Genomic DNA, 13384 nt, shown 5'->3' on the forward strand with positions numbered 1-13384 from the left:
GCTCATGTTCGGTGTCATCGATCTCCCCACCTACCTCGCGGGCCTGGTCCTGATCGTCCTGCTGCCCGGTCCCAACTCGCTGTACGTCCTCTCGGTCGCCGCGCGGCGCGGGACCCGTGCCGGGTACACGGCCGCCGCCGGTGTCTGGTGCGGCGACACCGTGCTGATGACGCTCTCCGCGGCCGGGGTCGCCTCGCTGCTGCAGGCCAACGCCGTGCTGTTCGGGATCGTGAAGTACGCGGGGGCCGGGTATCTGACCTGGCTCGCGATCGGGATGATGCGGGCCGCGTGGTCGATGTGGCGCAGCCGCAAGGAGCGGGCGGCGGCGGAGCCGGCTCCCGTCGCCGAGGCGGCCGAGGAACGGCCCTACCGCCGCGCCTTCGTGGTGAGCCTCTTCAACCCGAAGGCGATCCTGTTCTTCGTCGCCTTCTTCGTTCAGTTCGTCGACCCCGGGTACGCCTATCCCGCGCTGTCGTTCGTCGTGCTCGGCGCCTTCGCGCAGCTGGCGAGCTTCCTGTACCTCAGCGCCCTGATCTTCAGCGGCACCCGGCTCGCGACCGCCTTCCGCCGCCGCAGGCGTCTCGCGGCCGGCGCGACCTCGGCGGCCGGGGCGCTCTTCCTGGGCTTCGCGGTGAAGCTGTCCCTGGCCAGTTCCGTGTGACTAGCCGTTCAGGCCGAAGCGTTCGGCGTACTCCGTCAGACCGCCGTCCGTGTCGCCCGCCCAGCCGACGTAGCCGTCGGGCCTGACCAGGAAGAGAACGGTGCCGTACGTCTCGGCCGCCGGGCCCTCCACGACCCGCACGGTGTCGCCGGTGCCGATCGCCGGTGCCTTCGTGCCCAGCGCGAGCAGGGTCCAGTGCGGGCCGCGGAAGGCGTCGAGGAGGCGTACGCCCGCGACGGTCCGGTGGGGTGCGCGGTCACCGGCGCGCAGGCCCCCGCCCGCTGCCCGGGTCTCCGTCGTGAGCGTCGACTCCCGGTAGCCGATGCCCAGTTGACGGGTCGCCTCGCCGCGGCGGGCCTCGCCCCGGTGGACCTTGGTGGACAGGCCGAGCATCTCGGCGGCGTTCGGGCGCCGCTCCTCCTCGTAGGTGTCGAGCAGGCTCGCGGGAGCCTCGCCGCGCAGGACCGCGCCCAGCTTCCAGCCCAGGTTGTAGGCGTCCTGGACGCTGGTGTTGAGGCCCTGTCCGCCGGCCGGCGAGTGGACGTGGGCCGCGTCCCCGGCGAGGAAGACCCGGCCTTGCCGGAAGCGGTCGGCGAGGGCGGCGCGGGGGCGGAAGTCGGAGCTCCAGCGGATCTCGGTGAGGGACTCGGGCGCGAGGTGCGAGCGGGCGGCGACGATTTTCCGTACGCCGTCGAGGGACAGGTCGGGCGTGCTGTCGTCCAGGATCTGGGCGATCACCTGGAAGTCCTCCGTGCCGGCCAGCGGGCAGATCGCGAGGAAGCCGTCGTCGCCGCGCGGCGGGAAGATGTGCCAGTTGTCGCGGTCCAGGCCGGTGATACGGACGTCGGCCACCAGGATCGGGTTCGGGTCGACGGTCTCGCCGGTCATGCCGATGCCGAGCCCGCGCCGGATCACCGAACGGCCGCCGTCGGCGGCCACGACGTACCGGGCGCGGACGGGGGCGCCGGACGCGAAGGCGACCGTCACGCCGTCCTCGTCCTGGCTGAGGCCGGTGACCTCGCGGCCGAAGGACACCCGGCCGCCCAGTTCGTCGAGCCGGGCCCGCAGGATCTCCTGGGTGCGCCACTGGGGCACCATCCACGGGGCGCCGTACGGCGAGTCCTCGGTGGTCTCGGCCGGGTCGAACATGCTCTGCTCGGCGACCCGCTCGCCGTCCTGCCAGACCATTCCGACCGGGTACTCGCCGCCCGCCGCGAGGATCGCGTCCAGTACGCCGAGGTCGTCGAAGACCTCCATCGTGCGCGGCTGGATGCCCTTGCCGCGTGAGCCGGGGGACAGCTCCGGGCCGCGCTCCACGACCAGCGCGTCCACCCCGCGCCGGGCGAGGTCCACGCCGAGGGCGAGTCCGGTGGGGCCCGCGCCCACGATCAGTACGTCCAGGTGCTCGGTCACGATCCTTCTCCTTAACGCTGTTAAGTGCCGGTGGTCCCGAGCATGGCCTTAACGGTGTTAAGTTGTCAACCGTGAGCACGGAACGACGCACCCCCCTCGACCGCAAGCGCGTCGCGGACACCGCCCTGAAGCTGCTGAACGAGGTCGGCCTCGACGGGCTGACCCTGCGCGCCATCGCCCGCGAACTCGACGTCAAGGCGCCCGCGCTGTACTGGCACTTCAAGGACAAACAGGCGCTGCTCGACGAGATGGCCACGGAGATGTACCGGCGGATGGTCGCCGACGCCCCGCTCGCCTCGGAGGACACCTGGCAGGAACGGCTGCTGAAGTCCAACCGCGCCCTGCGCGACGCGCTGCTCGGCTACCGCGACGGCGCCAAGGTCTTCAGCGGCTCCCGCTTCACCGGCACCCTGCACGCGGTGGAGATGGAACGCACCCTGCGCCTGTTCACCGAGGCGGGCTTCACCCTCGCCCAGGCGGTCCGCGCGACCTCCACCTCGTACCTCTTCACGATCGGTTTCGTCAGCGAGGAGCAGGGCGTCACGCCCCTGCCCGACGAGCGGCGCGAGGGCTACGACATACACGAACGCGCCCGCCTGATGGCCGACTTCCCCCTGTCGGCCGCGGCGGGCGCGGAGATCTTCGAGAACTACGGCCGGCACTTCGAGGAAGGGCTCGACCTGATCGTCGCCGGTATCGAGGCGCGGTTCAGGACCTGCTGAGGCCGTTGCGGATCGCGCGCGTCAGGATCGGCGGCAGCACGTCGGCCGCGAGACGGCGGGTGCGGCTGCGGGCCTTGCGGCGGGGCGGCGCGGTGACCGCCGCGGGCCGCTCCACGGGCTCCTCCGGGACCGGCTCGTCCGCGAACCGGGACGGCGGGAACGGCGGGGCCTGCATGCCCTTCTTGGACTTGAAGCGGACCAGCCGGTGTCCGGCGGCCTGCTGGATGCTCAGGTGACAGTCCTCGCGGCCCCGCACCATCTCCAGCAGCTCGTCCTGGAGCGGCTCGGGGTCGCCCCACATGCCGTAGAGCTTCTGGGTGCTCAGGCAGATCGGGCGCAGGCCCCTGGTGAGCACGGCTTCCCAGACGGCGACGGAGACACCGGGCGTGTGCTCCGAGCGGAAGTCGTCCAGGACCACGATCCCGCCGGGCAGCAGGGCGTCCTGGGCGGCGCCGATGTCGTCGCGGACGTGCTCGTAGAGGTGCGAGGCGTCTATGTGGACGAACCGGCAGCTCGCGGGGGCGACCTCCGCCGGGACGACGCTGCTCGGGCCTTTCAGGACCCGGGGCAGCTCCTCGTGGAAGGCGAGGTAGTTCTCCTCGAACGTGCGCTGGGTCAGGGAGGCGTACGACTTCGTCGCCTCCGCCTGGTTGGCCTCGTCGAGCGCGTCGCCCTCGAAGAGGTCGCACACGGTGAACCGCTCGCCGTCCTGGCGGTGCCGGCCGACACAGATCGCGCTCTTGCCCATGTACACCCCGACTTCCAGCAGATCGCCCCGCGTTCCCGTCGACTCCTGCCGGTCCAGGAACCACTCGAACAGCACCTGGTCGAGAACGGGGAACCACCCGGGAACGTCCTCGAATCGACGGGGCGGTCGTATCGTGCGGGGTACGAGGGTCATTGTCGAGAACACTCCCTGGTACGGACGGGCCGGCCGGATTGAGCCAGTGCGGGACTCCCCAGCATCTGCCCAACGGCGCCCGGTGAAACGGACGGAGAAGTGAACGGCAGACCAATTCCTGTACGTGTGGTGTACGAGCGCCATGAAAAAGGGAGGGTGTCCGGGAAATTCTCGGATGCCCCCCTTTCACATGCGGAATCGCCGACGCTGAAATCCTCAGCGGCGCGCACCCGGGGGATTCGACAGGGCCGAGCGCAGTACGGGTGTCAGCCGGTTCTCGACGAAGCGGTTCAGCAGCCAGGCCAGGACGAGCATCGTGACCACCGTCAGGAGGAACGTCGCGTACGACGGAATGCCCAGGGACTGGTGATAGGCCTTGATGACGACCCAGCCCAGATGCTCATGGACGAGATAGAAGGGATACGTCAGCGCCCCCGCGACCGTCAGCCAGCGCCAGTTCGCCCAGTGCAGCCAGCCCAGGGCGATCGCCGCGACGGCGACGTAGCCGAAGGTGACGACCAGGATGATGCCCCAGGCGGAGCGGTTGGAGAAGGCCGTCGTGTTGGGCGAGTGCCACAGGCTCGCCACCGCGTAGTGCTGGCCGATCAGCCAGCTGACGGCGACGATGCCCCACGCGTAGACGTCCTTGCGGTCGCGGTGCACGAGGTAGAGGCCGACACCGCCGATGAAGTACGGCGCGTACTCGGGCATCACGATGATGTCGAGCAGCGGTGACTTCGCGCCCTGCGTGATCACCGCAGCCAGCGTCCAGCAGGCGCAGAACATGATCACCCGGCGTCGGTTCGCGCCGGGCAGCACGATGCACAGGGCGAACAGCGCGTAGAAGCGGATCTCCGCCCACAGGGTCCAGCAGACGCCGAGCACCCGGTCGACGCCCAGCGGCATCTGCATCATCGTCAGGTTGACCAGCAGGTCGCTCGGCGCGGCGGCCTTGTACGCCACCATCGGCAGCGCGAAGACCGCCGTCACCAGAAGCAGCGCCGCCCAGTACGCGGGCAGCAGCCGGGAGGCGCGGGAGGCGAAGAAGGAGCGCAGCGGGCGGCCCCAGCCGCTCATGCAGATGACGAAGCCGCTGATCACGAAGAACACCTGCACGCCGAGGCAGCCGTAGGAGAACAGCAGGTGCAGGGTGGGGAACTGGTGCTTCGGCGAGGAGCCCCACGCCTTGGTGACGTCACCGTCACGGCCGCCGTAGTGGTAGGCGGCCACCATCAGCGCGGCGACCAGACGCAGGCCGTCCAGGGCCCGGAGGCGGCTCTCCCGGCGCCGGGGAGGCTTCGGCGGGTCGGACGGTGGAAGCGTGTCGGCGGTCGGCGGCAGGACGGCGCGGATCACGTTGCCCGTCGGGTTTTCCCGAGTGTCCGCGGGCGTGTCGATCACAGGTTTCCCCTCGGTGGGACGTTGCTGGGTCACAGCACACTAGTCCGACATCCGGGCGGGTTTGCGCTCCGGACGCGACCCTTCGTCACCCCGTCCGCGGGAGTTCACCCAGGTTTCGTTTTCGCGTACCCAACCTCGTGGAGCCACCGCAACGGACCCCGTGTACCGCGGGCACGCACAGGGCGGGACGGCTCCCGAGGAGCCGTCCCGCCCTGTGCCGTGCCGGGTGTCAGCGGCTGACGGTCCGCTTCAGCAGCCGCGCGCGCCGTGCGACCCGGCGCACCGTCGCGTTGCGCGGGATGAACGCGAGCTGGGCCGGAACCGCGCCGGGCAGCGCCAGCGAGGTGAGCCGCTTGCGCTTGAAGTAGCGCCAGCTGTGCGCGTTCAGCCGCCGGGACAGATAGGCCTCGGCGGCCGGCCGCAGATTCGGGTAGATCTTCGGCTGCATCGCGTAACCGACCGCCTGGACCAGCTCGTTCAGCGCGCCGATGTCCATGCCCCGGCGCTGCTCGGCGACCGCCGGACGGTCCGTCAGCTCGGGCAGGAGCGCGTCGACCACCGTCACCGGCACCCGGTTGCTGTTCTCGTACGGCGTCAGCCGGTCCAGCAGGGTGGCCGTGCCGACCCGGGCCACCGGCAGCTCGTACAGCGCGCCCGCGGTGAGCAGGGCGGTGGAGAAGCAGCCGACGACCAGGACGGGCCGCAGCCGCTGGTAGAGGACCTCGGCCAGGACCGGGGTGTCGAGCACCGTCAGGTCGGCGCCGAGCCGCTCGGCCTCCTGCTCCAGCGCACGCGACCAGCGGGCCGGCGCGGAGGGGTGCGGCTTGAACACCACGCGGGTGTGGCCGAGTTCGACCACGCCCCGGAGCATCCGGACGTGCAGGTCCTCTTCCTCCTCGGCGGTGAGGATGTCGAGCGCGGAGAGGTACTGGCCGAGCAGCAGGGCGGGCTGGTCCGGCAGTGCGGGCAACTCCTCGGCGGTGTCCACGAGTTCGGACAGCACCTTCACGAAGGCGTCGGTCGGCACGATCTCCGGCTCGACCCCGAACTCGGTGAGGAGCAGCGGCACCAGGCCCGGCACCAGGTCCAGGTGGAGCAGACGGTCGACGCGGGTGCCGACCAGCGGGTCGATCTTGTTGCGGGTCGGGCCGTAGCTCATCAGGCCGTCGGCGTAGACGGTGACGGGTGCGCCGGTGAAGATCTGGGCCACGCCGAGCGCCGGGTTGACCTGGATCGACTCGACGGCCAGTTCCACAGGGTCGTCACCGAGGTCCCACAGGAGGCGCAGATGCCGCTCCCACATCGGGACGTCGTCCAGGCGCGGGGCCCAGCCGCCCGGATGGAAGGGGGAGATGGTCTCGTTCCACGACTTCACGTCGTCGAAGCGCTCCCGCAGCCGCTCGAAGCCGGGCGCCTCGTCGAGACCGGGTGTGGTCTCGGGGGTCGCCGCGTTGTTGCAGACGAGCAGGATGCGCCGGTCGGCGGGGCGGAAGCAGTCGGAGTCGAGGGCCGCGGCGAGTGTGGCGGTGCCGTACAGCGTCGACGCCAGGAAGATCTGGGTGGTCACGCGGCGGCCCCCGCGGCGGCGGGACGGCGGCGCAGCCGGCGCAGCCTCGTCGCACGCTGTATGTCCATGGAGTCGAGTGCCTCGTCCACCACGTCCTGCGGCATGCGCCGCAGGGCGACGGCGCTCATCGACTTCAGTTTTCTCGCCACCGCGGGCTCGAACCTTTCGATGGATCCCAGATGATGGGAGATGATCGCGCAATAGGTGCGGACGGCCTTGGGGAGCAGCGACGCCGCGTCCCTGTCCTGTGCCGTCTCCTCGATGACCTGGTCGAACGCGCGGATGAAGTCGAGCTGGCGGACATCGCCGATCTGGGTGAGCGAGGAGGCGACCCCGCGGCGGTAGAAGACGCCGAGCAGGCTCACCGCGGCGAACGACTCCGCCTCCCGGTGCAGCTTCCAGATCCACGGCCGGTCCTCGGCCGTGCGCAGCCCGTCGGTGAAGTGGAGCAGGCCGCGGTCGACCAGCCGGCGGTGGTAGATCCCCGCCCAGGCGAACGCGTAGTCGACGGAGGTGGACCGGTCGGCGGGCAGGATCGCCTCGCGCGGACTCATCACGACTCCGCGCCTGCCGTGCGGCACGCGGTTGACGGTGCGGGCCCGCGCGGTGCACTGGACATGGTCCGTGCGCACGAAGTCGCAGCCCAACTCCTCGATGGAGTTGACCAGTTGGGGGAAGTAGCCGGGAGCGAGCCAGTCGTCCCCGTCGAGGAACGTCAGGTACTCCCCCCGGGCCTTGTCGATGCCGGTGTTGCGCGCGGTCGCCAGTCCTCCGTTCTTCTCGTGTCTGACATACACCGCGCCTGGCAACTCGCGCTCCGCGCGCGCGAGAATGTCGGGTGTCCCGTCGCGCGAGCAGTCGTCGACGAGGATGAATTCGTAGTCCGCACGCGCGTTCGCCCGCAGGCTCTTGAGCGTGTCGGGCGCGTATTGCTGCACGTTGTAGAACGGCACGATGACGGAGAGCTTGACCACGCAGTCGACGTTAGGGGGCGGCCCGTCATCCGTCTTTACCTTCACCTTGATATTGGATGAACGCCGCGTGGCGAAGCAGTGAAGCGGGTTGTTTTTCGCGCCGCCCGCGCCCTGATTCGCCATTCGGCGGCGCGCTGTTAACCGTTTGTTGCCCTCGGGTTGGGCCGATCAACGGAATCGCTTCCTAGCGTCTTCGGTGTGCCAGCAAGTGCAACGCAGACCCTGCGAGTCGCCGTCCTCGCGGATTCCGACACCCGGTGGAAATGGGGTTCGCTCACCGCGAACCGCATCGCTCCGGCGAATTCGGACATCTCTTTGGACGGGTACCTCCTGCGGGGTCGTGCCACCCCAACAGCCCGCCAGCTGAAGGAAGTAGGCGTCACCGCCGACTCCCTCCGCGAGGTGACCGCCGTCGAGTTCCTGCGCGCCATGGAGAACGAGTCGGAGCCGTACGACATCCTCGTGCTCTCCCTCGTCGGCGGCGGGGTCCAGGCGATGCTGCACGGTCTGGCCCGCGTCTGGGCCGGGCGCGCCCAGCGGCCCGTGGTCGTCACCGGCTACGTCGGCGTCGTCTACGAGAAGCTCACCGACGGCCTGCTGCTGCGGCACGGCGCGGACCTCGTGCTCGCCAACTCCCGCCAGGACGCGGACCGTTTCACGGCGGTCTACGACGGTGTCGGCGCCGACTCCTCGGCGGTGACCGAGGTCGCCCTGCCGTTTCTCGGCGGGGACATGTACACCGGCGAGCACGACCCCTACACGGTCGTCTTCGCCGTGCAGCCCTCGGTGCCCGACAACCGTAGGGACCGCGACTACCTGCTCAACCGGGCGATCCAGCACGCCCGTTTCCACCCGGGCCGCGAGGTGCTGCTCAAGCTGCGCTCCAAGCCCGGCGAACACACCACGCACATCGAGGAGTTGCCCTACCAGAAGCTGGTCCAGGGCAAGGACCTCCCCGCCAACTTCAGCCTGGTGTACGGGCACATGGGCGAGGTGCTCGACCGCACCGACCTCCTGGTGACCATCAGCTCCACGGCCGCCCTGGAGTCCCTGCACCGCCGTATCCCCACCGTCGTGCTGACCGACCTCGGCATCCGCGAGGGGCTCGGCAACCACCACTTCGTGGGCTCCGGCTGCCTGGCCTCCTGGGAACAGCTCGACGCCGGGTTCAAGCCGGTGCCGGACCCGGAGTGGGTGGCCCGGCAGGGAGTCATGGCCGGGGGCTCCGCCTCCGGGGGAGGGTCGTACGAGACGGCCTTCGACGCGGCCAGGGAGCGGATCGCCGAGCTGCTGGCCGGCGACGGGATGGCGCCGCTGACCCCCTACTACACGCCCGAGACCGCCCCCGGCTATCTGCCCGGCATCCTCGCCCGCCACCACCTCGGCCCGGACGGCACCCCGCTGCCCGGCGCCCCGGCCGCGGACAAGGCGCCCGGTCCCGTCCGGCAGATCGTCCGCCGGGCCGCGCGGGGCGCCTACCGCCACGGAGTGCAGCGCGTGGCGCCCGTCATCCGCCGGATGGGGGAGCTGTGAACGCCCCGTCTTCCGCTCAAGGAGTAGAGCCCATGTCCAACCCGCAAGCGGGCCAAGGCGCTTCCGTGCGCCGGGTGCTCGCGGTGATCCCCGCGCGCGGCGGCTCCAAGGGCGTCCCCGCCAAGAACCTCGCCCCCGTCGGCGGCGTCCCGCTGGTGGCCCGCGCGGTGCGCGAGTGCCGTGCCAGCCGCCTGGTGACGGACGTGGTCGTCTCCACCGACGACCAGGCCATCGCCGCCGCCGCCCGCCAGGCCGGTGCCGAGGTCGTGCTGCGGCCCGCCGCCATCGCCGGCGACACCGCGACCTCCGAGGCCGCCGTCCTGCACGCCATGGACGCCCACGAGGCCCTGCACGGCGCGTCCGTCGACGTGGTCCTGCTCGTCCAGTGCACCAGCCCCTTCATCGTCCGCGAGGACGTCGACGGCATCGTGAACGCGATCGTCGCGAACGGCGCCGACACCGCCCACACCGTCGCCCCCTTCCACGGCTTCGTGTGGCGCGACGCCGACGACGAGGCCACGGCGGTCGTCGAACCCGCCCGCAGCGAAGAGGTCGCGGGCGCCACCAAGGTCGCCAACTCGACGGTGGCCAGCGGCGGTTACGGCGTCAACCACGACAAGTCGTTCCGCCCGCGCCGCCAGGACCGCCCCCAGGACTTCCTGGAGACCGGCGCCGTCTACGGCATGGACGCGGCCGGCTTCCGCACGGTCGGCCACCGCTTCTTCGGCCGCACCGAACTCGTCCGGACCGACCCCGCACGGGTGTTGGAGATCGACGACCCCCACGAGCTGGCCAGGGCACGGGCGTTGGCCCCGCTGTTCGACGCGGACCGCCCCGGCTCGCTCCCGACCGCCGACGACATCGACGCGGTTGTACTCGACTTCGACGGCACCCAGACCGACGACAGGGTGCTGATCGATTCCGACGGACGGGAGTTCGTCTCCGTGCACCGCGGAGACGGACTCGGCATCGCGGCGCTGCGCAAGAGCGGCCTGAAGATGCTCATCCTGTCCTCGGAGCAGAACCCGGTCGTCGCCGCCCGGGCCCGGAAGCTCCAGCTCCCGGTCCTGCACGGCATCGACCGGAAGGACCTCGCACTCAAGCAGTGGTGCGAGGAGCAGGGCATCGCGCCGGAGCGCGTGCTCTACGTCGGCAACGACGTCAACGACCTCCCGTGCTTCGCCCTCGTGGGCTGGCCCGTGGCGGTCGCGAGCGCCCACGACGTCGTACGCGGCGCCGCACGAGCGGTCACCACCGTGGCCGGTGGCGACGGCGCTGTCCGAGAGATCGCCAGCTGGATCCTCGGCCCCTCTCTCGATTCCCTCACCAAGTAAGGAAACCCGCTGTCATGAGCATCAACTCCCGTCTGCGCCAGTTCGGTTCGAAGACCGCAGGCCCCGGCCAGCCCGTCTACGTCGTGGGCGAGATCGGCATCAACCACAACGGTGAGCTGGAGAACGCCTTCAAGCTGATCGACGCCGCCGCCGAGGCCGGCTGCGACGCCGTCAAGTTCCAGAAGCGCACCCCGGAGATCTGCACCCCGCGCGACCAGTGGGACATCGAGCGCGACACCCCCTGGGGCCGCATGACCTACATCGACTACCGCCACCGCGTGGAGTTCGGCGAGGACGAGTACCGCCAGATCGACGAGTACGCCAAGTCGAAGAACATCGACTGGTTCGCCTCCCCGTGGGACACCGAGGCCGTCGCCTTCCTGGAGAAGTTCGACGTCCCCGCCCACAAGGTCGCCTCCGCGTCCCTCACCGACGACGAGCTGCTCCGCTCGCTGCGCGCCACCGGCCGCACGGTCATCCTCTCCACCGGCATGTCGACCCCGAAGCAGATCCGCCACGCGGTCGAGGTCCTCGGCTCGGACAACATCCTGATGTGCCACGCCACGTCGACCTACCCCGCGCAGGCCGAGGAGCTCAACCTCCGCGTCATCAACACCCTCCAGGCCGAGTACCCGAACGTCCCGATCGGCTACTCCGGTCACGAGACGGGCCTGCAGACCACCCTCGCCGCGGTCGCGCTCGGCGCCACCTTCGTCGAGCGCCACATCACCCTCGACCGCGCCATGTGGGGCTCGGACCAGGCCGCCTCCGTCGAGCCGCAGGGCCTGACCCGCCTCGTCCGCGACATCCGCACCATCGAGGCCTCCCTCGGCGACGGCGTCAAGAAGGTCTACGAGTCGGAGCTCGGCCCGATGAAGAAGCTGCGCCGCGTCACCGGCGTGGTGGCCGAGGCGGAGATCGCCGCGGCCGCCGGCGAGCCGGTCTCGGTCTGAGTTTGAGCCATTAAGCGCCACTTACGGTCACGGGACGGTCGTACGACGATGAGCCCTCGCGCCGGCACCGCCGGCCTCACCCCCCACACTCTCGCGTTCGTGGAGAGTCCGGTACAGCTGCTGAACGTGCTGGAGTGGGCGCACCTGCGTGCGCCCAGGGCCGAGGAGGCACCCGGCGGGGGGCTCACCCTCGTGGTCCTGTCACCGACCGACCCGATGACCCGCGGCCAGCTGCGCCGCATGGCCGACCTCGCCCGCGACGAGGGCCACACCGTGCGCTGGGAGGAGGCGCGGGGCGGACCCGCCGCCCCCTTCCAGACCATCGGCGGCCTGACCCGGCTCCTCCGCAGGGCGGACCGGATCGTCATGGGGGACCCGTTCTCCCGCTACGTACAACTCCTCCTGACCATCACCAGGGCACGCGAGCTGGTGGTGGTCGACGACGGCACCGCGACGATGGAGTTCGTCGCCCAACTGGCCAGCGGCGAACGCCTCGTGCGCTGGCACCGCAAGGGCGGCCGGCCCGGTCCCCGCGACCTGGTCTTCGCCCCGGTCTCCTCGGCGGCCCGCCGCCGCCTCACCCCGAGCGCCCGGCGCACGGTCGAGGTCTTCTCCTCGATGCCGATCGAGACGACCCCCGAGGGCGTCACGATCACCGCGAACGCATTCGCCTGGACCCGCGCCACCTTCGGCCCGCCCCGCATCACCAAGGGCGCCGACATGGTCGGAACGTCCCTGGTGGAGACGGGAGTCGTCGACAACGACCGCTACCTGGAGGCGGTCTCCGCGCTCGCCAAGACCCACGGCGCGACCCGCTACTTCGCCCACCGCCGCGAAAGCACCGAGAAGCTCCACCGGCTGGCGGTCGAGACGGGCCTGGAGATCGTCCGCCCCGACCTGCCCCTGGAACTGATCGCCCGGCGCGGTCCGATCGGCCGGACGATCCTCAGCTTCCCGTCGACCGTCGTCCACACCCTGCCCCTCGCCCTGGTCGGCACGGAGGTACGGGTCGCGGTCTGCGACATCGACCCCGCCTGGCTGACCGAGAACGCCTCACCCCGTGCACAGGGCTTCCTGTCGGGGGTCACGGGCACGGCGCGGGACGTGCACCGGTTGTCGGCGGTGACGGCGGCCTAGGACCTGTCCGGCGGTTCAGCCGGTGGCCGGGGGTTTGTGGGCCAGGGTGAAGGCCCGGCCCCACTTCTGCTGGCCCTGCCGTTCGATCCGGGCCTGGGCGTACACGCTCAGGCCCGCTTCCGTGAGGTGGGCCGCCACCTGGGCGGGGGTGCGGAAGTAGTAGTCCAGCGAGATGTCCTGGCCGTAGCGCTCCGCCAGGTGGATGTGTTCGCCCTCCGAGGCCTGGAACGCCAGCAGGACATAGCCGCCCGGCAGCAGCACCCGGTGGAACTCCGCGAGGACACCGGGCAGTTCGGCGTCCGGGACGTGGATCGTGGAGTAGAGCGCGAGCACGCCGGCCAGGGTCGCGTCCGGGACGTCCAGGGCGGTCATCGAGCCGACCCGGAACGAGAGCCGGGGATGCGCCTCGCGGGCCAGCGCCACCATGTGCGGGGAGATGTCGATGCCGAAGGCCTGGAGGCCGAGGTCGTTCAGGCGGGCGGTCACATAGCCGGGGCCGCTGCCGACGTCGGCCACCCGGGGCTCGTCTGCCGCCGTACGGACCAGCGCGGCGAAGGCGGTCAGCAGACCGGCCTCGACGGGGCCGTCGCCCAGGCCGTCCGGATGCTCGGCGCTGTACGCGGGCGCGATGGCGTCGTAGGAGGAGCGGGTGGCCTCTATGAAGTCCGCGGTCAGGTCCGCGTTCGGGTCGGTCACGTCGGCGGACCCTACCAAGGGACCGCAACGGACACGCCGGTTCGGGAATCTCACGCTGCGTAGCGGTGTTCGCACTGTTGTGGGGCCGTGCG

The 13384-nt window shown here is 70.8% G+C and carries 12 protein-coding genes; 6 read left to right on the plus strand and 6 right to left on the minus strand.

What is annotated here, in order from left to right:
- Positions 1 to 4: 4 nt before the first annotated feature.
- Positions 5 to 661, plus strand: a complete 657-nt coding sequence (gene leuE / locus ACIPTO_RS09040; RefSeq protein ID WP_366316269.1) for a leucine efflux protein LeuE — start codon at positions 5 to 7, stop codon at positions 659 to 661.
- Here leuE and ACIPTO_RS09045 read toward each other — a convergent pair whose 3' ends face one another.
- Positions 662 to 2074 carry an FAD-dependent oxidoreductase gene (locus ACIPTO_RS09045; RefSeq protein ID WP_401190363.1) on the minus strand — a complete coding sequence of 471 codons (1413 nt, stop codon included), beginning with the start codon at positions 2072 to 2074 and terminating at the stop codon, positions 662 to 664.
- Between the two features lie 71 nt (positions 2075 to 2145).
- Between ACIPTO_RS09045 and ACIPTO_RS09050 the strand changes: the two genes are divergently transcribed.
- A complete protein-coding gene (locus ACIPTO_RS09050) occupies positions 2146 to 2796 on the plus strand; it encodes a TetR/AcrR family transcriptional regulator C-terminal domain-containing protein (RefSeq protein ID WP_366316265.1) in 651 nt (216 codons plus the stop codon).
- On the opposite strand, the gene ACIPTO_RS09055 is transcribed toward ACIPTO_RS09050, so the two are convergent.
- The 4 genes from ACIPTO_RS09055 to ACIPTO_RS09070 all read right to left on the minus strand — a co-directional run bounded on the left by ACIPTO_RS09055 (position 2783) and on the right by ACIPTO_RS09070 (position 7639).
- Complete coding sequence (locus ACIPTO_RS09055; RefSeq protein WP_401190365.1) at positions 2783 to 3697, minus strand: class I SAM-dependent methyltransferase; 915 nt, start codon at positions 3695 to 3697, stop codon at positions 2783 to 2785. The genes ACIPTO_RS09050 and ACIPTO_RS09055 overlap by 14 nt on opposite strands.
- A 216-nt stretch (positions 3698 to 3913) precedes the next feature.
- Positions 3914 to 5098: an acyltransferase family protein gene (locus tag ACIPTO_RS09060; RefSeq protein ID WP_401190367.1), complete on the minus strand. Its 1185-nt coding sequence runs from the start codon at positions 5096 to 5098 to the stop codon at positions 3914 to 3916.
- Between the two features lie 229 nt (positions 5099 to 5327).
- Complete coding sequence (locus ACIPTO_RS09065; RefSeq protein ID WP_366316262.1) at positions 5328 to 6665, minus strand: polysialyltransferase family glycosyltransferase; 1338 nt, start codon at positions 6663 to 6665, stop codon at positions 5328 to 5330.
- Positions 6662 to 7639, minus strand: a complete 978-nt coding sequence (locus ACIPTO_RS09070; RefSeq protein WP_366316260.1) for a glycosyltransferase family 2 protein — start codon at positions 7637 to 7639, stop codon at positions 6662 to 6664. Before ACIPTO_RS09070 ends, ACIPTO_RS09065 begins: the two co-directional genes overlap by 4 nt.
- A gap of 198 nt (positions 7640 to 7837) precedes the next feature.
- Here ACIPTO_RS09070 and ACIPTO_RS09075 point away from each other — a divergent pair, with 198 nt between their 5' ends.
- From ACIPTO_RS09075 to ACIPTO_RS09090, 4 genes are read left to right on the plus strand one after another with little or no spacing between them, the layout of a single operon-like run.
- Positions 7838 to 9172, plus strand: a complete 1335-nt coding sequence (locus ACIPTO_RS09075) for a DUF6716 putative glycosyltransferase (RefSeq protein ID WP_401190370.1) — start codon at positions 7838 to 7840, stop codon at positions 9170 to 9172.
- Between the two features lie 32 nt (positions 9173 to 9204).
- Positions 9205 to 10506 (plus strand): N-acylneuraminate cytidylyltransferase, encoded by a 1302-nt coding sequence (locus tag ACIPTO_RS09080; protein ID WP_366316256.1) that lies wholly within the window; start codon positions 9205 to 9207, stop codon positions 10504 to 10506.
- Positions 10507 to 10520: 14 nt separating this feature from the next.
- Entirely contained in the window at positions 10521 to 11459 is a 939-nt protein-coding gene (locus ACIPTO_RS09085) for an N-acetylneuraminate synthase family protein (RefSeq protein ID WP_329553246.1), read from the plus strand.
- Positions 11460 to 11507: 48 nt separating this feature from the next.
- Positions 11508 to 12596 (plus strand): hypothetical protein, encoded by a 1089-nt coding sequence (locus ACIPTO_RS09090; protein ID WP_401190372.1) that lies wholly within the window; start codon positions 11508 to 11510, stop codon positions 12594 to 12596.
- 15 nt (positions 12597 to 12611) lie between these two features.
- Here the strand turns inward: ACIPTO_RS09090 and ACIPTO_RS09095 are convergent, their stop codons facing one another.
- Complete coding sequence (locus tag ACIPTO_RS09095) at positions 12612 to 13292, minus strand: class I SAM-dependent methyltransferase (RefSeq protein WP_401190374.1); 681 nt, start codon at positions 13290 to 13292, stop codon at positions 12612 to 12614.
- Positions 13293 to 13384: the final 92 nt, after the last annotated feature.

The organism is Streptomyces sp. NPDC090083 (genome assembly GCF_044747445.1).
Classification (GTDB): domain Bacteria; phylum Actinomycetota; class Actinomycetes; order Streptomycetales; family Streptomycetaceae; genus Streptomyces.